20 protein-coding genes and 1 pseudogene are annotated in these 25,602 nt (G+C 73.7%); 13 read left to right on the forward strand and 8 right to left on the reverse strand.

Going from position 1 to position 25,602, the window contains the following annotated elements; genetic code table 11:
• Positions 1 to 29 precede the first annotated feature (29 nt).
• A pseudogene (locus tag ACIQGZ_RS14125) lies at positions 30 to 525 on the forward strand (hypothetical protein); the annotation flags it as partial.
• A gap of 73 nt (positions 526 to 598) precedes the next feature.
• Here ACIQGZ_RS14125 and ACIQGZ_RS14130 read toward each other — a convergent pair.
• Complete coding sequence (locus tag ACIQGZ_RS14130; RefSeq protein ID WP_402601747.1) at positions 599 to 934, reverse strand: hypothetical protein; 336 nt, start codon at positions 932 to 934, stop codon at positions 599 to 601.
• 228 nt (positions 935 to 1,162) lie between these two features.
• Between ACIQGZ_RS14130 and ACIQGZ_RS14135 the strand changes: the two genes are divergently transcribed.
• Positions 1,163 to 2,185, forward strand: coding sequence for a DUF2690 domain-containing protein (locus ACIQGZ_RS14135; protein WP_402601748.1), 1,023 nt, complete (start codon positions 1,163 to 1,165; stop codon positions 2,183 to 2,185).
• 441 nt (positions 2,186 to 2,626) lie between these two features.
• Entirely contained in the window at positions 2,627 to 3,616 is a 990-nt protein-coding gene (locus ACIQGZ_RS14140; protein ID WP_402601749.1) for a malate dehydrogenase, read from the forward strand.
• A gap of 89 nt (positions 3,617 to 3,705) precedes the next feature.
• Here ACIQGZ_RS14140 and ACIQGZ_RS14145 read toward each other — a convergent pair whose 3' ends face one another.
• Positions 3,706 to 4,551, reverse strand: coding sequence for a MerR family transcriptional regulator (locus ACIQGZ_RS14145; RefSeq protein WP_402601750.1), 846 nt, complete (start codon positions 4,549 to 4,551; stop codon positions 3,706 to 3,708).
• A 71-nt stretch (positions 4,552 to 4,622) separates the two neighbouring features.
• Positions 4,623 to 6,077: a PLP-dependent aminotransferase family protein gene (locus ACIQGZ_RS14150; RefSeq protein ID WP_402601751.1), complete on the reverse strand. Its 1,455-nt coding sequence runs from the start codon at positions 6,075 to 6,077 to the stop codon at positions 4,623 to 4,625.
• A gap of 269 nt (positions 6,078 to 6,346) precedes the next feature.
• On the opposite strand from ACIQGZ_RS14150, the gene ACIQGZ_RS14155 reads away from it, so the two are divergent.
• Positions 6,347 to 6,703: a hypothetical protein gene (locus tag ACIQGZ_RS14155; protein WP_402601753.1), complete on the forward strand. Its 357-nt coding sequence runs from the start codon at positions 6,347 to 6,349 to the stop codon at positions 6,701 to 6,703.
• 7 nt (positions 6,704 to 6,710) lie between these two features.
• Positions 6,711 to 7,916: a glutathionylspermidine synthase family protein gene (locus tag ACIQGZ_RS14160; protein WP_402601754.1), complete on the forward strand. Its 1,206-nt coding sequence runs from the start codon at positions 6,711 to 6,713 to the stop codon at positions 7,914 to 7,916.
• 29 nt (positions 7,917 to 7,945) lie between these two features.
• Here the strand turns inward: ACIQGZ_RS14160 and rocD are convergent, their stop codons facing one another.
• Positions 7,946 to 9,166 carry an ornithine--oxo-acid transaminase gene (gene rocD / locus ACIQGZ_RS14165; RefSeq protein ID WP_402601755.1) on the reverse strand — a complete coding sequence of 407 codons (1,221 nt, stop codon included), beginning with the start codon at positions 9,164 to 9,166 and terminating at the stop codon, positions 7,946 to 7,948.
• A 322-nt stretch (positions 9,167 to 9,488) separates the two neighbouring features.
• On the opposite strand from rocD, the gene glyA reads away from it, so the two are divergent.
• Positions 9,489 to 10,760, forward strand: coding sequence for a serine hydroxymethyltransferase (glyA, locus tag ACIQGZ_RS14170; RefSeq protein WP_402601756.1), 1,272 nt, complete (start codon positions 9,489 to 9,491; stop codon positions 10,758 to 10,760).
• A 92-nt stretch (positions 10,761 to 10,852) separates the two neighbouring features.
• Here the strand turns inward: glyA and ACIQGZ_RS14175 are convergent, their stop codons facing one another.
• A complete protein-coding gene (locus ACIQGZ_RS14175) occupies positions 10,853 to 12,262 on the reverse strand; it encodes an alkaline phosphatase family protein (protein WP_402601757.1) in 1,410 nt (469 codons plus the stop codon).
• Between the two features lie 254 nt (positions 12,263 to 12,516).
• On the opposite strand from ACIQGZ_RS14175, the gene ACIQGZ_RS14180 reads away from it, so the two are divergent.
• From ACIQGZ_RS14180 to ACIQGZ_RS14200, 5 genes are all read left to right on the forward strand, one after another.
• The gene (locus tag ACIQGZ_RS14180; RefSeq protein ID WP_402601758.1) at positions 12,517 to 13,851 is read left to right on the forward strand and encodes a hemolysin family protein; all 1,335 of its coding nucleotides are present in this window, start codon (positions 12,517 to 12,519) and stop codon (positions 13,849 to 13,851) included.
• A 127-nt stretch (positions 13,852 to 13,978) separates the two neighbouring features.
• Complete coding sequence (gene trpS, locus ACIQGZ_RS14185) at positions 13,979 to 14,971, forward strand: tryptophan--tRNA ligase (RefSeq protein WP_402601986.1); 993 nt, start codon at positions 13,979 to 13,981, stop codon at positions 14,969 to 14,971.
• 5 nt (positions 14,972 to 14,976) lie between these two features.
• Entirely contained in the window at positions 14,977 to 15,534 is a 558-nt protein-coding gene (locus tag ACIQGZ_RS14190; protein WP_402601759.1) for a 2'-5' RNA ligase family protein, read from the forward strand.
• 195 nt (positions 15,535 to 15,729) lie between these two features.
• Positions 15,730 to 18,033, forward strand: a complete 2,304-nt coding sequence (locus ACIQGZ_RS14195) for a CDP-glycerol glycerophosphotransferase family protein (protein ID WP_402601760.1) — start codon at positions 15,730 to 15,732, stop codon at positions 18,031 to 18,033.
• A 77-nt stretch (positions 18,034 to 18,110) separates the two neighbouring features.
• A complete protein-coding gene (locus ACIQGZ_RS14200) occupies positions 18,111 to 19,208 on the forward strand; it encodes a YihY/virulence factor BrkB family protein (protein ID WP_402601761.1) in 1,098 nt (365 codons plus the stop codon).
• A gap of 255 nt (positions 19,209 to 19,463) precedes the next feature.
• Here ACIQGZ_RS14200 and ACIQGZ_RS14205 read toward each other — a convergent pair whose 3' ends face one another.
• The gene (locus ACIQGZ_RS14205) at positions 19,464 to 20,906 is read right to left on the reverse strand and encodes a D-alanyl-D-alanine carboxypeptidase family protein (RefSeq protein ID WP_402601762.1); all 1,443 of its coding nucleotides are present in this window, start codon (positions 20,904 to 20,906) and stop codon (positions 19,464 to 19,466) included.
• A 165-nt stretch (positions 20,907 to 21,071) separates the two neighbouring features.
• On the opposite strand from ACIQGZ_RS14205, the gene ACIQGZ_RS14210 reads away from it, so the two are divergent.
• Both ACIQGZ_RS14210 and ACIQGZ_RS14215 read left to right on the forward strand, forming a co-directional pair.
• Positions 21,072 to 21,338, forward strand: a complete 267-nt coding sequence (locus ACIQGZ_RS14210; RefSeq protein WP_402601763.1) for an SCO4848 family membrane protein — start codon at positions 21,072 to 21,074, stop codon at positions 21,336 to 21,338.
• Positions 21,339 to 21,404: 66 nt separating this feature from the next.
• Positions 21,405 to 22,979, forward strand: coding sequence for a glycosyltransferase family 39 protein (locus tag ACIQGZ_RS14215; protein WP_402601765.1), 1,575 nt, complete (start codon positions 21,405 to 21,407; stop codon positions 22,977 to 22,979).
• A gap of 72 nt (positions 22,980 to 23,051) precedes the next feature.
• On the opposite strand, the gene ACIQGZ_RS14220 is transcribed toward ACIQGZ_RS14215, so the two are convergent.
• On the reverse strand, positions 23,052 to 23,834 hold the full coding sequence (locus tag ACIQGZ_RS14220; RefSeq protein ID WP_402601766.1) for a succinate dehydrogenase iron-sulfur subunit: 783 nt from the start codon (positions 23,832 to 23,834) through the stop codon (positions 23,052 to 23,054).
• Positions 23,834 to 25,576, reverse strand: a complete 1,743-nt coding sequence (gene sdhA / locus ACIQGZ_RS14225; protein WP_402601767.1) for a succinate dehydrogenase flavoprotein subunit — start codon at positions 25,574 to 25,576, stop codon at positions 23,834 to 23,836. Before sdhA ends, ACIQGZ_RS14220 begins: the two co-directional genes overlap by 1 nt.
• Positions 25,577 to 25,602 lie beyond the last annotated feature (26 nt).

The raw sequence follows: 25,602 nt of genomic DNA on the forward strand, positions 1-25,602 counted from the left end.
TGGCCAGAGTCAAGGTCGCCAACCCGGTCGTCGAGCTGGACGGCGTCGGCATCAAGTGCGCCACCATCACGGCCGACGAGGCGCGCGTCGCGGAGTACGGCCTCAAGAAGATGCACCGGTCGCCCAACGGCACCATCCGCAACCTGCTGGGCGGCGTGGTCTTCCGCGAACCGATCATCGTCGGGAACGTGCCGCGCCTGGTCCCGGGCTGGACCAGGCCGATCGTCGTCGGCCGCCACGCCTTCGGTGACCAGTACCGCGCCACCGAGCTGCCCCACCTCGACCAACCCGATCGCCTCGATCTTCGCCTGGACCCGCGGTCTCGCCCACCGGGGCAGGCTGGACGGCACCCCCGAGGTCGTCGCGTTCGCGGACACCCTGGAGCGGGTCTGCGTCCGGACCGTCGAGGGCGGCCGGATGACCAAGGACCTCGCCGTGCTGATCGGTGCGGACGCCCCCTGGCTGACCACCGAGGAGTTCCTCGACGCCGTGGCCGAGAACCTCCGGCGCGAGCCGGCCGCCTGACCGCCGGCACGGTGCGGTGCCCCGCCCCTCCACAGCGGAGGAGCGGGGCACCGGGCCGTTTCCGGCCCGAGCGTCAGCGACGGCCGAAGCGGCCTCCGTCGCGGCCCCCGTCGTGGCGGCGGTCGTCGCGCCGGTCGTCGCGGCGGTCATGGCGGCGGTCGTCGCGGCGGTCGTGGCGGCGGCGGTCGTGGCGGTGGTGGTGGCGGCGGCCGTGCCGCTCGTGGCGGAAGTGGTCGGCGTGTGCCTCGTGCCGCGAGTGCTCGGAGTGGGCGGCGGCGGCCGACTGGCCGGCCGGCTTGGCGGGGACCGCGGCGTCGGCGGACGACACCGGGCCGAGGACCAGGCCCCAGCCGGCGGCGACCAGGGCGGCGGTGACTGCCAGGCGCTTGCCTACAGAGTGCGTGGACATGAAGTTCACCATTCCTTTGCTGCTGATTGCGGAAGGTCACCCTTCCGGGGCGCGATCGGCCCTCGGAGGCCCGTGGGGCTTTCGAGGCGCTGCACCCATCACCCAGAGTTGCCCAGCGACTGCGGAGCGGGTATTCAGGAGGAGGAAACTGGGACGAAGTGGGAATCCCAGCCCATCGGCCAGCGGGGATGCCCGGCGGCCACCGAAAACCTGGGACGGGGATGGGACATGGGGCGCTGGCAGCCGCTGCCCGGCACGCTCGATCCGGATCTGCACCGCCTGGTCGTGCAGCTGCGCCGACTCAAGGACCGCAGCGGTCTGAGCCTGGTCGCACTCGCCGCCCGTACGCCGTACAGCAAGTCGGCCTGGCAGCGTTACCTCAACGGGGTCAAGTTCCCGCCGCGCCAGGCGGTCGAGGCGATCGGCCGGCTGACCGGCGCCGACGCGGCCCGGCTGCTGGCCCTCTGGGGCCTGGCCGAACGCAGCAGACGGGACATCGCGGCGGCGTGCCACACGGCGTGCCCGGCAGCGGCGGTAACCGCCGGACCGGCCCGGCAGGCGCTGCCCGACCTGCCCGCTCCCGCCGACTCACCCGGCCCGTCGACCCCGCCGCAGGTCGACCCGCAGCTCTCCGCCTGGCGCGACCTGCCGTCCGCCGACCCGGCCGCCGCCCAGCGCCGCCGGGTCCCCGCCGCGCTGCTGCCCGCCGTGGCCGCCATGGTGGTCGCCGCACTGCTCTGCCTGCTCGGACCGGTCGACGGCGGCGCCGCCGCCCGGACCGTACGGGATGTCGTCCGCTCCCTGCTGGGCACCCGGCCCCCGGCCACCCTCGGCGGCCTGCACACCAGCACCCCCCGGCGTGGCACGGCGGTACTGCGCGCCCCGGCGGTCCGGGCCGCCCCGGCGGTGCTGCGGGCTCCGGTCTGCCGCGCCGACGGCTGCCAGGGCCGCGACCCGTACACCACCGGCTGCTCCCACGACGCCCGCACGGCGGCGGCGGTGCGGGTGGACGGGCGGACGGTCCAGCTCCGCTACAGCGCCCGCTGCCGGGCGGCCTGGGCCGAACTGGCGCCTGGCGGCCCGCCCGGCGGGCTCCCCGGCGGCCTGGCCGTCGAGGGCGACGACGGCACCGTCCTCGCCGCCGCCTGGCCCCGCACCCGCAGCCCGATGCTCACCACCTCCGACCCCACCCACACCCGCGCCTGCGGCACCATCAACGACACCCAAGCCTGCGCCTGGCCCCCCTCCTGACCGCGCCCCGGCCCGGGAGGGGCGCGGGGAACTGCGCGACCAGCCCCCCATCCGGTAGCGCGCCGTACCCGACCGCCGCCATCCGCCCCGGGTGGCGCCCCACCCTCGTATCGGGGTCCGTGCCCGGCAGGGGCGCGGGGAACTGCGCGACCAGCCCCCCCATCCGGTAGTGCGCCGTATCCGACCGCCGCCATCCGCCCCGGGTGGCGCCCCACCCCCGAACGAGCACCCCACCCCGGGCAGCAGCCCCCGTTCCCGCCCGAGGACCGGGTCGATCCCCCGCCGCATTCCGTCCTGGGATAGCCTGACGGTGGTTCTCTCGAAGTCGAGAGATCGATCAGGGTCCGGCATGGTGGGAGTGCCGCCCCCACCCTCCGGGCGGGTGGTACCGACCAGTCGGCGCAACTGACCCCCTCAGGCATCAGCTGGAGAAGGCACACCATGACCCGCACTCCCGTCAACGTCACCGTCACCGGTGCGGCCGGTCAGATCGGCTACGCGCTGCTGTTCCGCATCGCGTCCGGGCAGCTGCTCGGTGCCGACACCCCGGTGAAGCTGCGCCTCCTGGAGATCCCGCAGGGCCTCAAGGCCGCCGAGGGCACCGCGATGGAGCTCGACGACTGCGCCTTCCCGCTGCTGCGCGGCATCGAGATCACCGACGACGCCAACAAGGCGTTCGACGGCGCCAACGTCGGCCTGCTGGTCGGCGCCCGCCCGCGTACCGCCGGCATGGAGCGCGGTGACCTGCTCTCGGCCAACGGCGGCATCTTCGGCCCGCAGGGCAAGGCCATCAACGACAACGCCGCGGACGACATCAAGGTGCTGGTGGTCGGCAACCCGGCCAACACCAACGCCCTGATCGCCCAGCAGCACGCCCCGGACGTCCCGGCCGACCGCTTCACCGCGATGACCCGCCTGGACCACAACCGGGCCGTGGCGCAGCTGGCCAAGAAGCTCGACGCCACCGTCGAGGACGTGCGCAGGCTCACCATCTGGGGCAACCACTCCGCCACCCAGTACCCGGACATCTTCCACGCCGAGGTCGCGGGCAAGAACGCCGCCGAGGCCGTCAACGACGAGAAGTGGCTGGCCGAGGAGTTCATCCCGACCGTCGCCAAGCGCGGCGCGGCCATCATCGAGGCCCGTGGCGCCTCCTCCGCCGCCTCCGCCGCCAACGCCGCCATCGACCACGTGTACACCTGGGTCAACGGCACCGCCGAGGGCGACTGGACCTCGATGGGCATCGTCTCCGACGGCTCGTACGGCGTGCCCGAGGGCATCATCTCCTCGTTCCCCGTCACCACCAGCGGCGGCCGCTTCGAGATCGTCCAGGGCCTGGAGATCAACGACTTCTCCCGCGCCCGGATCGACGCCTCGGTCAAGGAGCTCATCGACGAGCGCGACGCGGTCCGCTCGCTCGGCCTGATCTGAGCCACCCCGCGCCCGAAGCAAGCAGCAGCAGGCAGCGGCCCGCCACCCCCGGCCGGGGGCGGCGGGCCGCTGCCCGTACGGCGTCCCGTTCACTCGATCGGGAACGCCACGTCGCACACCTGGTCACCCGGAAGGGTGGTTCCCCAGTCCGCGAAGTACACCTCGCGCGGCGACCCCGTGCAGCGCCGCCCCTGTGCGCCGATCCACTGCTCGAGCGCGTCGTACGCCGAGAGGATCTGCGGGTACTCCACCTGCGCCCTGGTCAGCCGGACGTACGCCTCCCGGTGGGCCGCCTCCCGGCGCAGCCCCGGCACCGCCGCCCGCTCCGCCGCCGGGACGAGGTCGGCGTCCACCGGCACGCAGGTCTCCACCGGCCCGTCGCTGTCCTCGTTGACCTCGCCGTGGAAGATGACGAACGGCGCCGCCACCACCCCGCCGTACCGCCGCGCGGCCTCCTCCAGCCGCCGGGTGGCGGCCGGAATCCAGCCCGGCAGCTCCTCCGGCCGGGCCGCCCGCTGCTCGGTGAGCACCAGCTGCTCCGGCACCTCGCGCTCCTGGACGTCGAACATGCCCAGACTCCTCTCGTCCCCCGACAGGGTGATGCGGAGGTGGACCGCCAGCTCCCGCTGGGAGGCGATCCGGCGTTCGACCCCGTCCCAGTAGGCCGCGACCTGCCCGGCGGCCTCCCGCCCCGGCAGCGCCACCACCTGCGCGACCTGCGCCAGCGGCATGTCGAGCCGCCGCAGCAGCATCACCAGCCTGGCCACCGCCAACTGGCTCTCCCGGTAGCTGCGGTAGCCGCTGCCGACGTCGACCCGGGCCGGCACCAGCAGTCCCAGCCGGTCGTAGAGCCGCAGCGCCTTGAGCGACAGCCGGGAGCGCCGGGCGAACTCGCCGATGCTCAGCAGCCGGTCGCCGTCCGGGTGGGGGTCCATGCGCGCATCCTCCGCCCCGGACGCCTGCCGTCCGGTGGTTCCGTACGCTGCGCCCTGCCCCAGGGGCAGGGTCAAGCGGGGCCGCCCGGCTCCGCCGCGAGCAGGGCGCACAGCCGGTCCAGGGTGGCCGCGAAGGCGTGCTCCGGCGGGCTGCCGTAGCCCACCACCAGGGCGGGCGGGTACGGCCCGGGGTCGCCCGGGTCGCGGAAGTGCGACAGGGCGGCCAGCGCCAGCCCGGCGGCGTCGGCGCGGGCCGCGAGCGCGGCCTCGTCGGCCAGCCGGGGCGGCAGCCGCAGCACCGCGTGCAGCCCGGCCGCCATCCCGGTGACGGCCACGTCGGGCGCCCGGTCGGCCAGGGCGGCGGTGAGCCGGTCGCGGCGGCGGCGGTAGTGCAGCCGGGCACGGCGCACCTGCCGGTCGTAGTCGCCGGAGGTGATCAGCTCGGCCAGGGTGAGCTGGTCCAGTACGGGGGAGTGGTGGTCGGAGAGGCGCTTCTCGGCCACCACCGCGTCCAGCAGCGCGGGCGGCACCGCCAGCCAGGCCAGCCGCAGCCCGGGGGCGAGGCTCTTGCTGGCGGTGCCCGCGTACACCACATGCTCGGGGTCGAGCCCCTGGAGCGCGCCGACGGGTTGGCGGTCGTAGCGGAACTCGCCGTCGTAGTCGTCCTCCACCACGGTCGCGCCGGTGGAGCGGGCCCAGGCCAGGGTGGTGGCGCGGCGGTCCGGGTGCAGCGCCACGCCGGTGGGGAACTGGTGGGCGGGGGTCAGCAGCAGGGCGTCCGTCCGGCCGTCCAGCAGTTCGACGCGGGCGCCCCGGCCGTCCAGCGGCAGCCGGTCCACGGCCAGTCCGGCGGCCCGCAGGCCCTTGCGGGTGTCGGGGTAGCCCAGCGCCTCCACCGCGATGCGCCGGCCGCCCCGGGCGGCCAGCGCCCGGCCCAGCACGCCGACCGCCTGGACGAAGCCGGTGCAGACGACGATCAGGCCGGGGTCGGTGCGCACGCCCCGGGTGCGGGCGAGGTAGTCGGTGAGGGCGCGGCGCAGCTCCGGCAGGCCCCGGGGGTCGGTGTAGCCGAGCGTGCGGTGCGGTGCGGCGTTCAGTGCCCGGCGGGCGGCGGCCAGCCAGCGGGCGCGCGGGAAGAGGGCGAGGTCCGGGCTGCCGGGCCGCAGGTTGTACGGGCTCCCCCGGTCGCCCGGCGGCGGGTCGGACGGGTCGCCGGGCTCGGCGGGCCGGGCCGGGGCGGCCGCCGCCGCCGGGGCGGTCTCGGTGTGCTCCGCGACCCGGGTGCCGGAGCCCTGACGTGCCGTCAGCCACCCCTCCGCGACCAGCTGCCCGTACGCCTCGGCGACCGTGTTGCGGGCCAGGCCGAGGTCCTGGGCGAGCACCCGGGAGGACGGCAGCCGGCTGCCGGGCGCCAGCCGCCCGCCCCGTACGGCCTCGCGCAGCGCCGTCTCCAGCGCGGCCCGCACCCCCGGGCCGGGGGCGAGGTCGAGCAGCAGGTCGCTGCCCGTGGTGGCCCAGGAATCCATGGTCCAAGTGGACCACAGCCCAGGGCCACCTGCTCACGAGGGCGACCGCCGTCAGTGGCCGGAACCGACGGGCCGTCACCTGCGGCTGCCGTCCGCCCTCCGGTACGGACACTCCTGACTTCCGCCCAGGCGCTCGCAGCGACCGAATCGAGCCGATAATCTGAGCGCCCGATAATCTGGATGCAGACAGCAACCAGTTGTCGCGCGGGCGCCCGCAGCGGGGCGCGGAACGGGGGAGCGGGACCATGGCGGTATCACGGGCGAGACGGATGCGATCCCAGACGTTCTCCCTGGGCATCGTGAGCGCGGTCGCGCTGGCGCTCACCTCCTGCGGCAACGGCAAGAGCGCGCCCGATCTGCGCTGCACGGACACCCAGACCTTCAAGACCGTCTCGAACAGCCTCTGCGACAGTGCGCCGGGCGGCGGCTACGCCAGCACCGACCGCTACCAGTGGTACGAGCGCGACAAGGGCCGCACCAGCAGCACCGGCGGCACCGGCGTCTACGGCCACCGCTACACCGGCCCCCGGCTCTCCAAGGGCTCGGGCTCGGGCTCGGGGAGCAAGGGCGGCAGCGGAGTCGGGCGCGGCGGCTTCGGCGGCCACGGGAAGAGCAGCGGCAGCTGACCCGCCGATGCACCGTCACCGCATCGAGCCCCGCCCCGGCTGGCAGCAGACCGTGGAGGAGCAGGGGCTGATCTACCCGCTCACCCGCTACCCCGACGACTCGCTGCGCCCGTACTGGGACGAGTCGGCCTACTACGCCTTCACGCTGCCCGAGGTGGAGGCGCTGGAGGAGGTCGTCGCGGAGCTGCACGGGATGTGCCTGGCCGCAGCCGACCACATCGTGGCGGAGAACCGCTTCGCCGAACTGGGCATCACCGACCCGGCGGTGGTGGCCGCCGTCACCGCCTCCTGGCACCGCCGGGCGGAGCAGCCCAGCGTGTACGGCCGCTTCGACCTGCGCTACGACGGCACCGGACCGGCCAAGCTGCTGGAGTACAACGCCGACACCCCGACCTCCCTGGTGGAGGCGGCCGGCCCGCAGTGGTTCTGGATGGAGGAGCGCTTCCCCGGCGCCGACCAGTGGAACTCCCTGCACGAGCGGCTGGTCGCCGCCTGGCAGCGGCAGGCCGCCCTGCTGCCGCCCGGCCGGCCGGTGTACTTCGCGCACTCCCACGACGACGAGCTGGGCGAGGACCAGATGACCGTCGTCTACCTGATGGAGACCGCCCGCCAGGCCGGCCTGGCCACCCGGGGCATCGCCATGGAGGACATCGGCTGGGACCCGCTCTCCGGCCGCTTCGTCGACGAGCAGTACGGCTTCCTGCGCACCGTCTTCAAGCTCTACCCCTGGGAGTGGCTGGTCTCCGACGACTTCGGCGCGCATGCGCTGCGCACCGCCGACCTGGGCGGCGGCAGCGGCTCCACCCTCTGGATCGAGCCGCTGTGGAAGATGCTGCTCTCCAACAAGGCGCTGCTGGCCGTCCTCTGGGAGCTCTACCCCGGCCACCCCAATCTGCTGCCCGCCCACCTGGACGGCCCGCGCGACCTGGCCGAGTGGATCGCCAAGCCGCTGCTGGGCCGCGAGGGCTCCGGCATCCGCGTCTTCGACGGCCTGCCGAGCGAGCAGCTGTACGGGATCACCCCCGACGGGTCGAGCTACGGCGAGGAGGGCTACTGCTGGCAGCAGTTCGCGCCGCTGCCCGACTTCGACGGCAACCGGGTGGTGCTCGGCGCCTGGGTGGTCGACGGCGAACCGGCGGGGCTCGGCATCCGCGAGTCGGCCGGGCTGATCACCGACGAGTACGCCCGCTTCCTCCCGCACATCATCCGCTGACCCCGGCCCCACCCCGGCCCCGGGCCGGGTCAGCCGCCGGTCAGCACCTCGCGCAGCTGGTCGAGGGCCCAGGCCAGATCGTCCTCGGCGATGACCAGCGGCGGCGCCAGCCGGATGGTCGAGGCGTGGGTGTCCTTGACCAGCACGCCGCGCCGCAGCAGCAGCTCCGAGATCCGGCGGCCCGAGCCGAACGCCGGGTCCACGTCCACCCCCGCCCACAGACCCCGGCCGCGCACCGCCAGCACCGGGCCGGCGGCGGCCAGCGAGGCCAGCTCGGCGTGCAGCTGGTCGCCCAGCTCGGCGGCCCGCCGCTGGTACTCCCCGGTACGCAGCATCGCTATCACCTCCAGGGCGACCGCGCAGGCCAGCGGGTTGCCGCCGAAGGTCGAACCATGGCTGCCCGGGGTGAAGACGTCCAGCACCGCCCGCGAGGAGACCACCGCCGAGACCGGCAGCACCCCGCCGCCCAGCGCCTTGCCCAGGATGTAGACGTCCGGCCGCACCCCCTCGTGCTCGCAGGCGAAGGTACGCCCGGTCCGCCCGAGGCCCGACTGCACCTCGTCCGCCATCAGCAGCGCCCCCCGGTCGGCGGTGATCCGGCGCGCCGCCGCCAGATAGCCGGGCGGCGGCACCACCACCCCGGCCTCGCCCTGGATCGGCTCCAGCAGCACCGCCACCGTGCGGTCGCCCACCGCCGCCTCCAGCGCCGCCACGTCGCCGTACGGCACCACGTCGAAGCCGGGCGTGTACGGCCCGAAACCCGCCCTGGCCTCCGGGTCGGTGGAGAAGCCGACGACGGTCGTGGTGCGGCCGTGGAAGTTGCCCGCCGCCACCACGATCCGCGCCTGGCCGTCCGGCACGCCCTTGACCCGGTAGCCCCACAGCCGGGCCGTCTTCACCGCCGTCTCGACCGCCTCCGCGCCGGTGTTCATCGGCAGGACGGCCTCCATCCCGCACAGCTCCGCCAGCTGCGAGCAGAAGGCCGCGAACTGGTCGTGGTGGAACGCCCGCGAGGTCAGCGTCACCCGGTCCAGCTGCGCCTTGGCGGCGGCGATCAGCCGGGGGTGCCGGTGGCCGAAGTTGAGCGCCGAGTAGCCCGCCAGCAGGTCCAGGTAGCGGCGGCCCTCCACATCGGTCAGCCAGGCGCCCTCGGCCCGCGCCAGCACCACCGGCAGCGGGTCGTAGTTGTGCGCGCTGTGCGCCTCGGCGGTGGCGATCAGGCTGGCGGTCAGGGGCGGCAGGTGGTTCATGGTGTGGCTCCGTGGGTCGCCGGGGTCTCCGGTCGGTGGGTACGGCCCCGGGGGTGTGGGTCCGTGCCTTCGTCCTTCCCGCCGGCGGCGGGTTTCTCCCGCCCACGCCGGTAAACCCGCCAGCGCACCGCCCCCGGCGGCGCTACAGTGAGCGTGCCGCGACTGGCGAGTGCGCCCCGGATCACCCAGGGCGCCCTGCGTGGAACCGACCACGAGGGAGCGGCACCGCTCCGGGCCTGCCCGGGGAGCAGTCGCCGGAGTGCCGTCCGCCTGGGCACCCGGGTCACATGTCGTCCGTACGACCGACCCGGGAGGAAATGCGATGACCGCACCCGACCGCCACCCCGCCCTTGCCGCCGCCGATCCCGAGATCGCCGCGCTGGTCGCCGCCGAGGAGCGGCTCCAGGCCGACACCCTGCGGCTGATCCCCAGCGAGAACTACGTCTCCCGGGCGGTGCTGGAGGCGTCCGGCACCGTGCTGCAGAACAAGTACTCCGAGGGCTACCCCGGCAAGCGCTACTACGAGGGCCAGCAGTACATCGACCAGGTCGAGACGGTGGCGATCGACCGCGCCAAGGCCCTGTTCGGCGTCGACCACGCCAATGTCCAGCCGTACTCGGGCTCGCCCGCCAACCTCGCCGTCTACCTGGCGTTCCTCCAGCCCGGTGACACCGTGCTCGGCATGTCGCTGCCGATGGGCGGCCACCTCACCCACGGCTGGGGCGTCTCCGCCACCGGCACCTGGTTCCGGGGGGTGCGCTACGGCGTCCGCCGCGACACCGGCCGGATCGACCTGGACGAGGTCCGCGACCTGGCGCTGGCCGAGCGGCCCAAGCTGATCTTCTGCGGCGGCACCGCCGTCCCCCGGGTGATCGACTTCGCCGGGTTCGCCGAGATCGCCCGCGAGGTCGGCGCGGTGCTGGTCGCCGACATCGCCCATATCGCGGGCCTGGTCGCGGGCGGCGCCCACCCGTCCCCGGTGCCGTACGCCGATGTCGTCTCCACCACCACCCACAAGACGCTGCGCGGCCCGCGCGGCGCCATGCTGATGTGCCGCGAGGAGCACGCCCGCGCCGTGGACCGGGCCGTCTTCCCCGGCCTCCAGGGCGGCCCGCACAACCAGACCACCGCCGCCATCGCGGTCGCCCTGCGGGAGGCCGCCACCCCGGAGTTCAGCGGCTACGCCCACCAGGTGGTGGCCAATGCCCGCGCCCTCGGGGAGCAGCTCGCCGCCCGGGGCTTCGACCTGGTCTCCGGCGGCACCGACAACCATCTGCTGCTGATCGACCTGACCGGCCGCGACGTGCCCGGCAAGGTGGCCGCCAAGGCCCTGGACCGGGCCGGCATCGTGGTCAACTACAACACCGTGCCGTACGACACCCGCAAGCCCTTCGACCCGTCCGGCATCCGGATCGGCACCCCGGCCCTCACCTCCCGGGGCCTCCCCGAGTCGGAGATGGCCACCGTCGCGAAGTGGATCGACCGGGTGGTCACCGCCGCCCGGACGGGCGACGAGGACACCGTCGCCAAGGTCCGCGCCGAGGTGGCGTCGCTGATGTCCGCCTACCCGGCCCCCGGCCTGCCGACGGCCTGACCCCGGTGAACGGGGCGGCGGGCGGCTGGGACGCACCCCGGCCGCCCGCCGCCCCCGACTCGGAAGCTGCCCGCCTCAGGCGGCTGCCGGGCTCAGGAGGTGCCGGGCGGCCAGGGCTGGGAGGCGCCGGGCAGCGTCGGGGCGGGCAGCGTCGCCACCTGGATCCTGGCCTTGGCCAGCTGGGCGGCGGTGTCCTGCGGCAGCGGGGGGCTGGACCGGGCGGCGCGGCCGAACCGGAAGGCCGAGGTGAGGTCACCGAAGGTGGCGCGCCGCCAGTGGCTGATGTTGGGCTCCGCCACGCCGGTGAAGCGCTCCAGGAACTGCAGCACCGAGGTGTGGTCGAACGCCTCGCCCGCCACCCAGCCGCCGACCGTCCAGGGCGAGACGACGATGGCCGGCACCCGGAAGCCGCCGCCGATCGGCAGCCCGTCGATGAACTCGTCCGCCGTGCCCGCCTTGGGCACCGGCGGCGGCACATGGTCGAACAGGCCGTCGTTCTCGTCGTAGTTGAGGATGAACGCGGTCTTCGCCCACACCTTGGGGTTGGCGGCGATGGCCTCGATCTTGGACGCCACGAAGTCCGCCCCGGCGGCGGGCAGGTAGTCCGGGTGCTCGGACTGGTAGCTGGTCGGCAGGAGCCAGGAGACGGCCGGCAGCCGGTCGTTGCGGGCGTCGTCCTCGAAGGCGCCCTCCGGCTGCGGGGCCAGCCCGCGCTCGTACAGCGGGTCGCCGGGCCCCGCGTCCCGGAAGCGCTGGAACTGCGACAGCATGTTGGTGCCGTAGTTGTCGTCCTGCTGGTAGACCCGCCAGCTGACCCCGGCCGCCTCCAGCCGCTCCGCGTACGTGGTCCAGGTGTACGGCTTGGGCGCGGTGTTGTTGGTGATCGGGCCGCCGTGCCGGCCGCCCGGGTCGATGCTGCCGGTCATCCAGTACAGCCGGTTGGGCCAGGTCGGGCCCATCACCGAGCAGAAGTAGTTGTCACAGACGGTGAACGCCTCGGCCAGCGCGAACTGGAACGGGATGTCCTGCCGGGTGTAGTAGCCCATCACATACGGGCCGTTCTTGCCGTCCGCCTTGCGGTGGGCGGGCAGCCACTGGTCCATCCGCCCGTTGTTCCACGCCTGGTGCTGCACCGACCAGGCGTGGCTGGTGGACGGGATCGCCTGGGCGCTGGTCCGCCGGGTGTCCAGGTGGAACGGCAGCAGATAGCCGTCCGGATCGTCCTCGTCGGGCTGGTGGAAGATGTCCCGCCCGGTGGACAGGGTCAGGGCATGCCGGTCGCGGAAGCCGCGGACGCCCTTCATGGTGCCGAAGTAGTGGTCGAACGACCGGTTCTCCTGCATCAGCAGCACCACGTGCTCGATGTCCCGCAGCGAACCCCGCCGGGGCGCCCCCGCCGCCACCGCCCGCTGCACACTCGGCGGCAGCAGCGCCAGCGCGGCGCCCCCGCCCAGCACTCCGGCCGCCGAACCCAGCAGCCTGCGTCGAGTCATTCCGGACATGCTTCCCCTCTCCCTTGCGGTCGTCAGAAGCGCGCTTGCCACACGGCTCCTGGGGGCCAACGACGGGAATCGCGCGGGGGGTATGGCCTGATCCGGACAGATCTGATGAACAGGCAGCGAATATGAAGGGGCGGAAATCGGAGGAACCCCGTCCGCCGACCCCGACCGCCCCCGTCCGCCGACCCCGACCGCCCCCGTCCGCCGACCGCCCCCGTCCGCCGCCCGCCCCCGGCCGGGGTTCCTAGACTTCACCTGTGAACGACACCATCGAAGACGCCGCGCTCGTCCTGGTCTTCATCGCGATCGGCGGCCTCTTCAACGTGGCCGAGATCGCCCTCATCTCGCTGCGCGAGGGCCAGATCCGGTCCCTCGCGGCCCGGGGCACCAAGCGGGCCGAGCGCGCCGCCCACCTGGCCGCCGACCCCAACCGCTTCCTGGCCGCCGTCCAGGTCGGCGTGACCTGCATGGGCTTCCTGTCGGCGGCGTTCGGCGCCGAGACGCTGGCCCACAAGGTCGCCCCGCTCTTCGTGGACCTGGGGCTGGCCGGCGGCATCGCGGACACCGTGGCCCTGGTGCTGCTCACCCTGGTGATCTCCTATGTCTCACTGGTGCTCGGCGAGCTGACCCCCAAGCGGATCGGCCTCCAGCGGGCCGAGCCGATCGCCCTGCTGGCCGCCCCCGCCGTGGACGTCATCTCGATCGTGCTGCGCCCGGCGATCTGGCTGCTCTCCCGGTCCACCAATCTGATGGTGCGGGTCTTCGGCGGCGACCCCAAGGCCGGACGGGACGCGATGAGCTCGGAGGAGCTGCGCGGCCTGGTCGCGGCCAACACCGAACTGGGCACCGACGAGCGGGAGCTGATCGCGGAGGTGTTCGCGGCGGGGGAGCGGCAGTTGCGCGAGGTGATGGTGCCGCGCACCGAGGTGACCTTCCTGGACGCCGACCGCCCGCTGGACGAGGTCCGCGCCGAGGTCGGCCGCTACCCGCACTCCCGCTACCCGGTGGTGGAGGGCTCGTACGACGCCGTGGTCGGCTTCGTCCACGTCCGCGACCTCTACCGGCCGGACGACGGCGCCGCCGCACCCGCCCGCCGGGTGCGCGACCTGGCCCGCCCGGTGAAGCTGCTGCCCGCCACCAAACGGGTGCTGCCGTCGATGTCCGAGATGCGGCGCGAGGGGTACCACCTGGCGATGGTGGTGGACGAGTACGGCGGCACGGCGGGCATCGTCACCCTGGAGGACCTGGTCGAGGAGGTCATCGGGGAGATCCGCGACGAATACGACCAGGTCGCCACCGCCACCCTGCGGCTGGCCGGCGGCGGCATGGAGGTCGACGGGCTGCTCAACCTCCCCGACTTCGCCGAGGAGACCGGCCTGGAGCTGCCCCCCGGCCCGTACGAGACCGTCGCCGGGTACACCGTCGCCGCCCTCGGACACCTCCCGGCCGTCGGGGACCAGGTGGTCACCGAGGACGGCTACCGGCTCACCGTGGCGGCCCTGGACGGCCGCCGCATCGACCGGGTCCGGGTCACCACCACCGCCGAGGCCGCCCCGCCCCGGCCCGCCCCGCCCGGCGAGGCCCAGCCGTAGCGGCCGGCTGCCCGCCGGGAGAGTCGGTGGCTGCTCCCACCTGCGCAAATACGACGAGTCGGAACCGGGCTCCGAGTCGGCTGTCTTTCCTGAAAGAATGGTCGGCATGGTCACTGATCGCCCACGCGTGCTCTCCGGCATCCAGCCCACCTCCGGCTCGTTCCACCTGGGGAACTACCTGGGTGCCGTACGCCAGTGGGTGGCGCTCCAGGAGAGCCATGACGCCTACTACATGGTGGTGGACCTGCACGCCATCACCGTGGAGCAGGACCCGGCGACCCTCCGGCAGAACACCAGGGTCTCCGCCGCGCAGCTGCTCGGCGCCGGGCTCGACCCGGACCGCTGCGCGCTCTTCGTGCAGTCGCACGTCCCCGAGCACGCGCAGCTGGCCTGGGTGATGAGCTGCCTCACCGGCTTCGGCGAGGCGTCCCGGATGACCCAGTTCAAGGACAAGTCCGCCAAGCAGGGCGCTGACCGCACCACGGTCGGCCTGTTCACCTACCCGGTGCTGATGGTCGCGGACATCCTGCTGTACCAGGCGGACGTGGTGCCGGTGGGCGAGGACCAGCGGCAGCACCTGGAGCTCACCCGGGACCTCGCGGAGCGCTTCAACACCCGCTTCGGGCCGGCGCTCACCGTCCCGGACCCGTACATCGTCAAGGAGACGGCGAAGATCTACGATCTCCAGGACCCGACGGTCAAGATGAGCAAGTCGGCGTCCACGCCCAAGGGCATCATCACCCTGCTGGACGACGCCAGGACCAGCGCCAAGAAGCTGAAGAGCGCGGTGACCGACACCGACACCGTGATCCGCTACGACCCGGCGGCCAAGCCCGGCGTCTCCAATCTGCTCTCCATCTACTCGGCGATCACCGGCCGGTCGGTGCCGGAGCTGGAGCAGCACTTCGAGGGCAAGATGTACGGCGCCCTCAAGACCGAGCTGGCCGAGGTGTTCACCGAGTGGGTGGCCCCCTTCCAGCAGCGGACCCGCGCCTATCTGGACGACCCGGCGGAGCTGGACGCGGTGCTCGCCCGGGGCGCCGAGAAGGCCCGTGCCGTGGCGGCCGAGACCCTGGCGGCGGTGTACGACCGCGTCGGTTTCCTTCCCGCGAAGCACTGACCCGCATGGACACCGGACCTGACGAACCGGCCGACGACGACGGGGCTCCGCACGTCGTCATCGGTGTGTCGATAGCCGTCCCGGAGCCCTTCGGCAAGGAGATCCAGGACGCCCGGGACGGCTACGGCGACCCGCTCGCCCGCTCGATACCGACCCATGTCACCCTGCTGCCGCCCACCGAGATCCCGGCGGCCGACCTGCCGACCGTGCGGCAGCACCTGCGGAGCGTCGCCGCACGGCACCGGCCGTTCCCGATGCTGCTGCTGGGCACCGGCACCTTCCGCCCGGTCTCCCCGGTGGTCTTCGTGCGGGTCGAGGCGGGCATGCAGGAGTGCCGCGAGGTGGAGGCGTCGGTGCGCTCCGGGCTGCTGGCCCGCGAGCTGAACTTCCCGTTCCATCCGCATGTGACGGTGGCGCACAACCTCCCCGACCCGGTGCTCGACCGGGCCCACAGCGAGATGCGGGGCTTCCGGGCCGAGTTCGAGGTGCCCGGGTTCAGCCTCTACCGCTTCGGTGACGACGGCGTCTGGCGCCCGTTGCAGGCGTACGGCTTCGCGGGCTGACCCGCGGTGTGCGCGTGCGGCCGCCGACCGCACGCGCACCGCATGATTCATCCGCACTAGGGCGTGTCCCTTACGCCGCACGGTCGTTGAGGCTGGTGACGGACCAGCTGCCGGCCGGTCCGCCTGCCCGCCGACGGAGAAGGCTCCCGCGGTCAGGGCACCCGTACCGTGCCCGTCGACCCGATGTGGATGCCCATGCCCCGGTTCAGCATCATCGTCCCCGCGTACAAGGTCCAGGCCTACCTGGACCAGTGCATCGACTCGGTCCTCACGCAGTCGTACGAGGACTTCGAGCTGATCGGCGTCGACGACCGCTCGCCGGACGGCTGCGGGGAGATCTTCGACGCGGCGGCCCGCCGCGACCCCCGGGTCACCGTGCTGCACCTGCCGGAGAACGTCGGGCTCGGCCGCGCCCGCAACGCCGGGCTGGACGTCGCCACCGGCGACTACCTGCTCTTCCTGGACAGCGACGACACCCTCACCCCGGGCGCCCTCCAGGCCGTGGCCGACCGGCTGGAGCACTGTTCCGAGCCGGAGATCCTGGTCTACGACTACGCCCGCTCCTACTGGAACCGCAAGGTGCGCCGCAGCCGCGACGCCGAGCTGTTCTCCCGGCCCGGCCCCGAGGTCTTCCGGGTCGACGCGCGGCCCGAACTGCTCGGCCTGCTGATGGTGGTCTGGAACAAGGCGTACCGCCGCGACTTCGTGGAGAGCCAGGGCCTGCGCTTCCCACCCGGCTACTACGAGGACACCCCCTGGACGTACCCCGCCATGCTCGCCGCCGAGCGGATCGCGCTGCTCGACCGGGTCTGCGTCCACTACCGGCAGCGGCGCCAGGGCAACATCCTGGGCACCAGCAGCCGCAAGCACTTCGACGTCTTCGACCAGTACGACCGGGTATTCGCCTTCCTGGACTCCCGGCCCGACCTGGAGCGCTGGCGCCCGGTGGTCTACGGCCGGATGCTGCACCACCTGCACACCGTGGTCAGCCGCCCCGACCGGGTGCCCGCCGACGCCCGCCGCGAGTACTTCCGCCGCGCCGCCCGGCACTGCCGCCGGCACCGCCCGGCCGGCTACACCCCGGCGGCGGGCCTGGAGACCGCCCGGCTGCGGCTGCTGGCCCGGGGCCGCCGCCGCAGCCACGCCGCGCTGCGCGCCCTGGAGTGGGTGCGCCGCACCGGGCCCGGCGGCCTGCGCCGGGCCCGGCACGCGCTGGGGCGTCCACTGCTCGCCGCGTACCAGCGGGTGCAGCAGCGGCTGCCGATCCGCCGCGACCTGGCCGTCTTCGCCGCGTACTGGAACCGTGGCCCGTCCTGCAACCCCGCCGCGATCCACAGCAAGCTGCGCGAGCTGGCCCCGCAGATCGAGACCGTCTGGGTGGTCGACCGGCGCCGCCGCGCCGAGGTGCCGCCCGGCATCCGCTTCGTACACCCCGGGTCGCGCGGCCACCGCGCCGCCATGGCCCGCGCCGGATACTTCGTCAACAACGTCAACTTCCCCGACTCCGCCGTCAAGCGCCCCGGCACCGTGCACCTCCAGACCCACCACGGCACCCCGGTGAAGTCCATGGGCCTGGACCTCCAGGAGTACCCGGCGGCCCGGATGGACTTCGAACGGCTGCTGGACCGGGTGGACCGCTGGGACTACAGCCTCACCAGCAACCGCTTCTCCACCCTGGTCTGGGAGGGCGCCTACCCGGCCGGGTACGACACCCTGGAGTACGGCTATCCGCGCAACGACGTCTTCTACCGCGCCACCGCGCAGGACGTGCTGGAGGCCCGCGCCGAGCTGGGCATCCCCGACGGCACCGTCGCCCTGCTGTACGCGCCCACCCACCGGGACTACCGCACCTCCTACCGCCCCCGGCTGGACGCCGCCCGGCTGATGCGGGCGCTGGGCCCCGGCCATGTGCTGCTCAACCGGGTGCACTACTTCCACGACCGGCAGGACCCGCTGCCCGGCGACCCCGCCGACGGCAGCGTGATCGACGTCTCCGCGCACCCCTCGGTGGAGCGGCTCTGCCTGGCCGCCGACGGGCTGATCACCGACTACTCCTCACTGATGTTCGACTACGCCAACCTCGACCGGCCGATCGTCCTCTACGCCGACGACTGGGAGGTCTACCGGGAGACCCGCGGCGTCTACCTCGACCTGCTCTCCGGCCGACCCGGCGAGACGCCCGGCGCCGTGGCCCGCGACGAGGAGCAACTGCTCTCCGTCCTGAGCTCCGGCGCCTGGCGGGACGAGGCCGCCGCCGGGCTGCGGGCCGCCTTCCGGGAGCGGTTCTGCGAGTTCGACGACGGCAATGCCGCCGAGCGGGTGGTGCGCAGGGTCTTCCTGGGCGAGACCGAGCCGCTTCCTTTCGTACCGATCGCCGACCGCACCCCCGCGCCGGACCCGGTGCGGGCGCTGGCCCTGCGCGGCACCGTCCCGGCGCCCAGCCAGGGCGCCGGGCGGGACGGCCTGGACCGGCTGGCGGGGATGCTGCGCTCCCGCTGAGCCGCGCCGTCGGTGTCTGCCTGGTTGCTGTCTGTCCGGCCGGTGTGTCCGGCGGCGGCCGGGGGTAGGCGCCGATCATGGACTTCCTGACCCGCCTGCCGGTGGTCGGCCCGCTGCTCGCCCGGGTGCTGCGCACCCGGGCGTACCGCGTCTATCAGCACGTCAACTCGGTGGGCGGCAACCGGCTGGCCGGTGCGGTCACCTTCTTCTGCTTCCTGGCGCTCTTCCCGCTGCTCACCGTCGCCATCGCCGTCGCCGCCGCGACCCTGTCCGACCAGCGGGTCAGGGAACTCCAGCAGAAGATCGCCGAGCAGGTGCCCGGCATCGCCGGCTCCCTCGACCTGGACTCGCTGGTGAGCAACGCCGGCACGGTCGGGTTGGTCAGCGGCGCGCTGCTGCTGGTCTCCGGGCTGGGCTGGGTCGACACCATGCGGGCGTCCATCCGGACCGTCTGGCACCTGGAGGCGGAGCCGGGCAACGTGGTCCTGCGCAAGCTGCTGGACGTCGGCGTGCTGATCGGCCTCGGCCTGGTGGTCGCGGTCTCGCTGGCCGCCTCCGCGCTCACCACCGCGCTCACCGGGCGGGTGGCCGACCTGCTGGGGCTGGAGCACAGCGGCTTCGGCGCCTGGCTGCTGGGCCTGGCGGGCTTTGTGATCGCGGTCGGCACCGACATGATCCTCTTCGCCTATCTGCTCACCGCGTTCCCCCGGATCACCGACCAGCGCCGCCGCACCGTGGCGCTGGCCGCGCTGATCGGCGCGATCGGCTTCGAGGTGCTGAAGGTGCTGCTCTCCTCGTACATCAGCGGGGTGGCCGGAAAGAGCATGTACGGGGCGTTCGGGGTGCCGGTGGCGCTGCTGCTCTGGATCAACTTCCTCTGCCGGCTGCTGATGTACTGCGCCGCGTGGACGGCGCTGGCCGATCCGGAGGCGGCGGAGGAACGGGCGCGTCGGCAGGCCCTGCAGAACTATCGGGCGGCGGGGGGCGAGGAGGGGGCGCCCGTCGCGCCCGTACCGCTCACCAAGCCCCCGGCGGCCCTCCCCCCGGCCCTGGCCCCGGCTCCGGCTGCTGCCCGGTCGACCGCCGGTCCGCTGGCCGCTGCCTTTGCGGCGGGGGCGCTGGTCACGGGGCTCGCCCATACGCTGCGGGGCGCGGTGCGGCGGCACTCGGACTGAGGCGGCCACCCGGGGGTGGGGGGTTGGTCTGGGCGGCGTTCTACGTGGGTGGGTGGTTGTTCGCGCGGTTCCTCGCGCCCCTGGGGTGGTGGGGGGTGCTGTTCGGCGGGGTGCTCTGCGTGGGTGGGTGGTTGTTGGCGCGGTTCGTCGCGCCGCTGGGGGTAGGGCCCAGGGGCGCGAGGAACCCCGCGCGGTCAGCCGGCTGTGGCGGTGTGCCCTCGCGTAGGCGTTCCGTGCGCCCCCGGGTGGGGTGGGTCAGCGGCGGCGGGTGGGGAGTCTGCGGCGGCGTCGGCGGCCGGTGACGGCGGTGGAGCCGGTGGGGGAGGCGCTGAGGGCGGTGGAGCCGGACGGGCCGGAGGAGGCCCAGGCCGCCGCGCGGCGCCGGGTGCGGGCCCGGGTGCGGGCGACGCCCAGGCCGCCGACGGCCAGTGCCGCCGCGACCCCGGCGGCCGTCCAGCCGAGGGACCCGCCGCCGGTGCTGGTGCTGCCCGCCTCCACGGTGGTCGTACCGGCGGCGGCCGGACTGGGACCGGCCTGCTGGGTGGGGGGCGTCGCGCTGGGCGACGGGCTCTGCTCCGACCGGGGCCCGACCAGCGAGCCCACCGGAGTGACCTTGCCGAGTGCCGAGAACCCCCAGTCGAGGAGTTCACCCGCCTCGATGTAGACCTCGTTCGGGTGAACCGGCTCCGGGTGCATCACCGTGACGATCAGCGTGTGGCCGTCGCGCTCGGCGGCGCCGGTGAAGGTGTTCCCCGCGTTGGTGGTGTAACCGTTCTTCACGCCCAGCAGCCCCGGATACGGCTTCATCCCCCACGCCCCGGTGAGCAGCCGGTCGGTGTTCTGGATCTCGAAGCTCTCCCGCTTGTGCGTCTTGGAGTCCACGTCCCCGGGGAACTTGGCGGTCGCGGTCGCGCAGTACGACCGGAAGTCCGCGTTGCGCAGCCCCGCCCGAGCGAACAGCGTCAGGTCGTACGCGGAGGACACCTGCCCCGGCGCGTCATAGCCGTCCGGGCTGACCACATGGGTGTCGTCCGCCTGGAGCTCGTCCGCCCTGGCCTGCATCTGGGCGACGGTCTCGGGTATGCCGCCGTTCATGTGGGCGAGCACATGGACGGCATCGTTGCCGGAGCGCAGGAAGACCCCCCGCCACAGGTCCTCGACCCGGTAGTCCAGGTGCTCCTTGATGCCGACCAGGCTGCTGCCCTCGCCCATGTCGGCCAGCTCCTCCGGCGTGACCCGGTGCGTGGTCCCCCTGGGGAACTTCGGCAGCACGGTGTCGGCGAAGAGCATCTTCAGGGTGCTGGCCGGGGGCAGCCGCCAGTGGGCGTTCTGCGCGGCGAGCACCTCGCCGGTGGTGGCGTCGCTGACGATCCAGGACAGCCCGGTGAGCTGCTCCGGCAGTTCGGGGGCGCCGTCCCCCGGCTGTATCCGCACGCCCGGCAGGCCCAGCTGCTCGCCGCCCACCGTGGACATCCGCTCCGGCGGCACCGGGTGCTTGCGGGCCTTCTTGGTCGCCCCGGCGGTGGGCTCGCCGGTGGGCTTGGCGGCGGCCGGCAGCGCGCCGGACAGTATGGCGGCGGACGCGGCGACCACGGCCAGCAGTGCTGACGCGGTCCTGCGGCGGTGGCCGGTCCCCCCGGTGGCCGGGGGTATGCCGGAGCGGTCCTGCGAACCTGTGAGGTCATCGGCGCTGGTCACCCGGTGACCGTACCCGCCGCCGGACCGACCTCGTCAACCTGGCCGTGCGGGTCGCCCGTTCGCCGTAACGCCGTCGCGGCGCGTCAACCGGAGACCCGGGGTCGGGGCACCGGTCACAACCGCCCATACTGGGCAGACCGCCTGTCGTACGTCGAGGACGTGACCATGAAACTCAGCCGCCGCACCTCCTGGTTCCTGACCGTTTTCGGTGTCTGGAGCTGGATCATCTGGGTGACCTTCGCCAAGAACCTCTGGCAGGACTCCGGCGGCCAGGCGTTCACCGGCGGCGACCACTCGCGGCCCACCGCCTTCTTCTGGATCCACCTCGCGCTGGCCGTCACCTCCTTCCTGCTCGGCACGTTGGTCGGACTGGTCGGGCTGCGCGGTCTGCGGGCCTTCCGCCGTCAGCGGCTGCCCGGCCTGCCGCTCTGAGCCACCGCCGCCGGGCGGTCCCGTCGGAGCCGGTGATCCCCTCCGCCGCCGCGTACCGAGGACCCCATGAGCACCCCTGGCACCCGCGTCCCCCAGCTCCCGCCCGCCCCCCACCCCCCGGCCGCCCGCCCCGCGACCGCCGCCGCGCGCCTGCGGGCGGCGGCCGTGCCGCTGCTGCCCGCCGCCGCGATGTCGTTAGCCGGGCTGCACGGCCTCACGGCCCGGGGGCCGTGGCGGGACGAGGTCGCCACCTACCAGGCCGCGCAGCGCGACCTGCCGCAGCTCTGGGACCTGCTGCGGCACGTCGACGCCGTGCACGGCCTGTACTACCTGCTGATGCACGCCGTCTTCCGACTCTTCGGCGCCGGTGAGGCCACCCTGCGGCTGCCGTCGGTCGCGGCGATGGCCGTCGCCGCCGCCGGGGTCGCGCTGATCGGCCGCCGACTGGCCGGCCCGGCGGTGGGGCTCACCGCCGGGCTGCTGCTCGCGGTCACCCCGTTCGCCTCCCGGTACGCGCAGGAGGGGCGCTCTTACGCGCTGGTCACCGCCGGGGTGGTGCTCAGCGGCCTGCTGCTGCTGCGGGCCTGCGAGCGGCCGACCGCCCGCCGCTGGGCCGGGTACGGGGCGGCGGTGCTGCTGGTCGGCCTGCTGCACGCGTTCGCCCTGCTGGTGCTGCCCGCCCATGGCGCGGCGCTGCTGCTGCCCCGGCGGCCCCGCACCTCGCGCCGGGTACGGCTGGGCTGGCTCGCCGCCGCCGCTGCCGCCGCGCTGGGCGCGCTGCCGCTGCTGCTGTACTCCAGCGGCCAGGCCGCCCAGGTGGACTGGCTGCCCCCGGTGACCGCCCGGACCCCGCCGGCGCTGCTGACCGACTTCGCCGGGCCGCGCCCCGCCGTACTGGCCGTCGTCACCGCCCTCGCCGTGCTCGGCCTGGCCCGCCCGGCGCCCCGGCCGGGCGGCGGCGGCCCGCTCTCGCTGCGCGCCCTGGCGCTGCCCTGGCTGCTGCTGCCCCCGGCGCTGCTGATGGCCGCCTCCTCGGTGACCCCGCTCTACTACGACCGGTACGTCCTCTACAGCCTGCCGGGCCTGGTGCTGTCGGCCGCCGCCGGGCTGGACACCGCCGCCCGCACCGCCTGCCGCCTGCTGAGCCGCCAGGCCGTACGCACCCCCCGCCCGACCGCCGTGGCCGCCGCGCTCGGCCTGCTGCTGGCCGCCGGGGTGCTGGCCGCGCAGCTGCCCGTGCAGCACCGCGAGCGCACCGCCCGCGCTCGGGCCGACGACTTCCGGGCGGCGGCCCGGCTGGTGGGCCAGGGCGCCCGGCCCGGCGACGCCGTGGTGTTCGCCCCCGCCAACCGGCGCGGCATCGAGGACGTCTACCCGCAGGACTTCCGGGACACGGTGGACGCCCTGCTCACCGTCAGCCCCGCCGCCTCCGGCACGCTGGCCGGCCGGGAGGCCGCCACCGGCCGGATCGGACCGCTGCTGCGGCGCCACGACCGGGTGTGGCTGGTGCGCGGCCGGGGCCGGTACGCCGTCGTGGGCGCCCGGGACCAGGAGGTCCTGCGGGTGCTGGCCGCCGACTACCTGCCGATCGCGGACAGCGCCGTCCGGGGCTTCGCCGTCCAGCTGTGGACCCGCCGCTGACCCCGGGGACGCGGCAGGGGCGGGCGGCCCGTCCCCGGGTCACCCGCCCCTGCCGTACAGCCGCCGGGAGGCTCAGAAGCGCCGCGTGACGAGCGCGCGCTTGACCTCCTGGATCGCCTTGGTCACCTCGATGCCACGGGGGCACGCCTCGGTGCAGTTGAAGGTGGTGCGGCAGCGCCAGACGCCCTCGCGGTCGTTGAGGACCTCCAGCCGCTGCTCCGCGCCCTCGTCGCGCGAGTCGAAGATGAAGCGGTGCGCGTTGACGATCGCCGCCGGGCCGAAGTACTGGCCGTCGTTCCAGAAGACCGGGCAGGACGAGGTGCACGCGGCGCACAGGATGCACTTGGTGGTGTCGTCGAACCGCTCGCGCTCGGTCTGCGACTGGAGGCGCTCCCGGGTCGGCTCGTTCCCCTTGGTGATGAGGAACGGCATGACGTCCTTGTACGCCTGGAAGAACGGGTCCATGTCGACGATCAGGTCCTTGAGGACCGTCAGGCCCTTGATCGCCTCGACCGTGATCGGCTTCTCCGGGTTGACGTCCTTGATCAGCGTCTTGCAGGCCAGCCGGTTGCGGCCGTTGATCCGCATGGCGTCCGAGCCGCAGATGCCGTGCGCGCAGGAGCGGCGGAAGGTGAGCGTGCCGTCCTGCTCCCACTTGACCTTGTGGAGGGCGTCCAGGACGCGCTCCTTGGGGTCGGCCAGCAGGTCGTAGTCCACCCACACCGGCTCCGGGTGCTCCTCCGGGTTGAACCGGCGGATGCGCAGGGTGATCTTGATCAGGCCGGACGCCCCGCTCTCGGCGGCGTCGAGGGCGGCCGAGTGGGGCCCGGTCTCCTGAACGGTGGGGGTGCTCATCAGTACTTACGCTCCATCGGCTGGTAGCGGGTCTGCACGACCGGCTTGTAGTCCAGGCGGATCGATGCCTTCCCGTCCGCGTCGACCTCGCGATACGCCATGGTGTGGCGCATGAAGTTGACGTCGTCGCGGGTGGGGAAGTCCTCGCGGTAGTGACCGCCGCGCGACTCGTTGCGGGCCAGGGCGGAGACGGCCAGCACCTCGGCCAGGTCGAGCAGGTTGCCCAGCTCGACGGCCTCCAGCAGGTCGGTGTTGTACCGCTTGCCCTTGTCCTGGACGGAGACGTTCCGGTAGCGCACCTTGAGTGCGGCGATGTCGGCGACGGCCTGCTTCAGGGTGGTCTCGGTGCGGTAGACCATGGCGTTGGCGTCCATGGTCTCCTGCATCTCCTTGCGGATCTGCGCGACCGACTCGGTGCCCTCGCTGTCCCGCAGGTCCGCCAGCAGCGCCTCGACCTGGGCGGCCGGGTTCTCCGGCAGCTCGACCCACTCGTTGGCCTGGGCGTAGTCGGCGGCGGCGATGCCGGCCCGGCGGCCGAAGACGTTGATGTCCAGCAGCGAGTTGGTGCCCAGCCGGTTGGCGCCGTGCACCGAGACGCAGGCGACCTCGCCGGCCGCGTACAGGCCGGGGACGATGTCGGTGTTGTTGCGCAGCACCTCGCCCTCGACGTTGGTCGGGATGCCGCCCATCTCGTAGTGCGCGGTCGGCTGGATCGGGATCGGGTCCGTGTAGGGCTCGATGCCGAGGTACGTCCGGGCGAACTCGGTGATGTCGGGCAGCTTGGCGTCCAGCTGCTCCGGCGGCAGGTGGGTGAGGTCCAGGTAGACGTGGTCGCCGTCGGGGCCGCAGCCCCGGCCTTCGCGGATCTCGGTGTAGATCGCACGGGAGACCATGTCGCGCGGGGCGAGGTCCTTGATGGTCGGCGCGTAGCGCTCCATGAAGCGCTCGCCGTCCTTGTTGCGCAGGATGCCGCCCTCACCGCGGGCGCCCTCGGTGAGCAGGATGCCCATCCGCCAGATGCCGGTCGGGTGGAACTGGAAGAACTCCATGTCCTCCAGCGGCAGCCCCCGGCGGTAGACCGCCGCCTGGCCGTCGCCGGTCAGGGTGTGCGCGTTGGAGGTGACCTTGAAGAACTTGCCGTTGCCGCCGGAGGCGAAGACGACGCTCTTGGCCTGGAAGACGTGGATCTCGCCGGTGGCCAGCTCGTACGCGACCACACCGGCGGTGCGGCCCTCGTTGAGCAGCAGGTCCAGCACGTAGAACTCGTTGAAGAACTCCACGCCGTGCTTGACGCAGTTCTGGAACAGCGTCTGGAGGATCATGTGGCCGGTGCGGTCCGCGGCGTAGCAGGAGCGGCGGACGGCCGCCTCGCCGTGGTTGCGGGTGTGGCCGCCGAAGCGGCGCTGGTCGATCCGGCCCTCGGGGGTGCGGGAGAAGGGCAGGCCCATCTTCTCCAGGTCGAGGACGGCGTCGATGGCCTCCTTGCACATGATCTCGGCGGCGTCCTGGTCGACCAGGTAGTCACCGCCCTTGACCGTGTCGAAGGTGTGCCACTCCCAGTTGTCCTCCTCGACGTTGGCGAGGGCGGCGCACATGCCGCCCTGGGCCGCGCCGGTGTGGGACCGGGTGGGGTAGAGCTTGGTCAGCACGGCGGTGCGGCTGCGCTGCGTCGACTCGATGGCGGCGCGCATGCCGGCGCCGCCCGCGCCGACGATGACGGTGTCGTACTTGTGGATCTGCATGGGGGTCTCGTTCGCCTCGTCTGCTG

The sequence above is a fragment of the Streptomyces sp. NPDC092296 genome, assembly GCF_044755465.1.
In the GTDB taxonomy this organism is placed as follows: domain Bacteria; phylum Actinomycetota; class Actinomycetes; order Streptomycetales; family Streptomycetaceae; genus Peterkaempfera.

Coding starts and splice junctions, on each gene's coding strand:
- ACIQGZ_RS14190 (WP_402601759.1), top strand. CDS start 14,977: ATGGACACCGGACCTGACGAACCGGCCGACGACGACGGGGCTCCGCAC.
- ACIQGZ_RS14200 (WP_402601761.1), top strand. CDS start 18,111: ATGGACTTCCTGACCCGCCTGCCGGTGGTCGGCCCGCTGCTCGCCCGG.
- ACIQGZ_RS14150 (WP_402601751.1), bottom strand. CDS start 6,077: ATGGATTCCTGGGCCACCACGGGCAGCGACCTGCTGCTCGACCTCGCC.
- ACIQGZ_RS14130 (WP_402601747.1), bottom strand. CDS start 934: ATGTCCACGCACTCTGTAGGCAAGCGCCTGGCAGTCACCGCCGCCCTG.
- ACIQGZ_RS14215 (WP_402601765.1), top strand. CDS start 21,405: ATGAGCACCCCTGGCACCCGCGTCCCCCAGCTCCCGCCCGCCCCCCAC.
- glyA (WP_402601756.1), top strand. CDS start 9,489: ATGACCGCACCCGACCGCCACCCCGCCCTTGCCGCCGCCGATCCCGAG.
- ACIQGZ_RS14220 (WP_402601766.1), bottom strand. CDS start 23,834: ATGAGCACCCCCACCGTTCAGGAGACCGGGCCCCACTCGGCCGCCCTC.
- ACIQGZ_RS14175 (WP_402601757.1), bottom strand. CDS start 12,262: ATGTCCGGAATGACTCGACGCAGGCTGCTGGGTTCGGCGGCCGGAGTG.
- ACIQGZ_RS14155 (WP_402601753.1), top strand. CDS start 6,347: ATGCGATCCCAGACGTTCTCCCTGGGCATCGTGAGCGCGGTCGCGCTG.
- ACIQGZ_RS14140 (WP_402601749.1), top strand. CDS start 2,627: ATGACCCGCACTCCCGTCAACGTCACCGTCACCGGTGCGGCCGGTCAG.
- ACIQGZ_RS14195 (WP_402601760.1), top strand. CDS start 15,730: ATGCCCCGGTTCAGCATCATCGTCCCCGCGTACAAGGTCCAGGCCTAC.
- ACIQGZ_RS14160 (WP_402601754.1), top strand. CDS start 6,711: ATGCACCGTCACCGCATCGAGCCCCGCCCCGGCTGGCAGCAGACCGTG.
- ACIQGZ_RS14145 (WP_402601750.1), bottom strand. CDS start 4,551: ATGGACCCCCACCCGGACGGCGACCGGCTGCTGAGCATCGGCGAGTTC.
- ACIQGZ_RS14210 (WP_402601763.1), top strand. CDS start 21,072: ATGAAACTCAGCCGCCGCACCTCCTGGTTCCTGACCGTTTTCGGTGTC.
- ACIQGZ_RS14135 (WP_402601748.1), top strand. CDS start 1,163: ATGGGGCGCTGGCAGCCGCTGCCCGGCACGCTCGATCCGGATCTGCAC.
- sdhA (WP_402601767.1), bottom strand. CDS start 25,576: ATGCAGATCCACAAGTACGACACCGTCATCGTCGGCGCGGGCGGCGCC.
- rocD (WP_402601755.1), bottom strand. CDS start 9,166: ATGAACCACCTGCCGCCCCTGACCGCCAGCCTGATCGCCACCGCCGAG.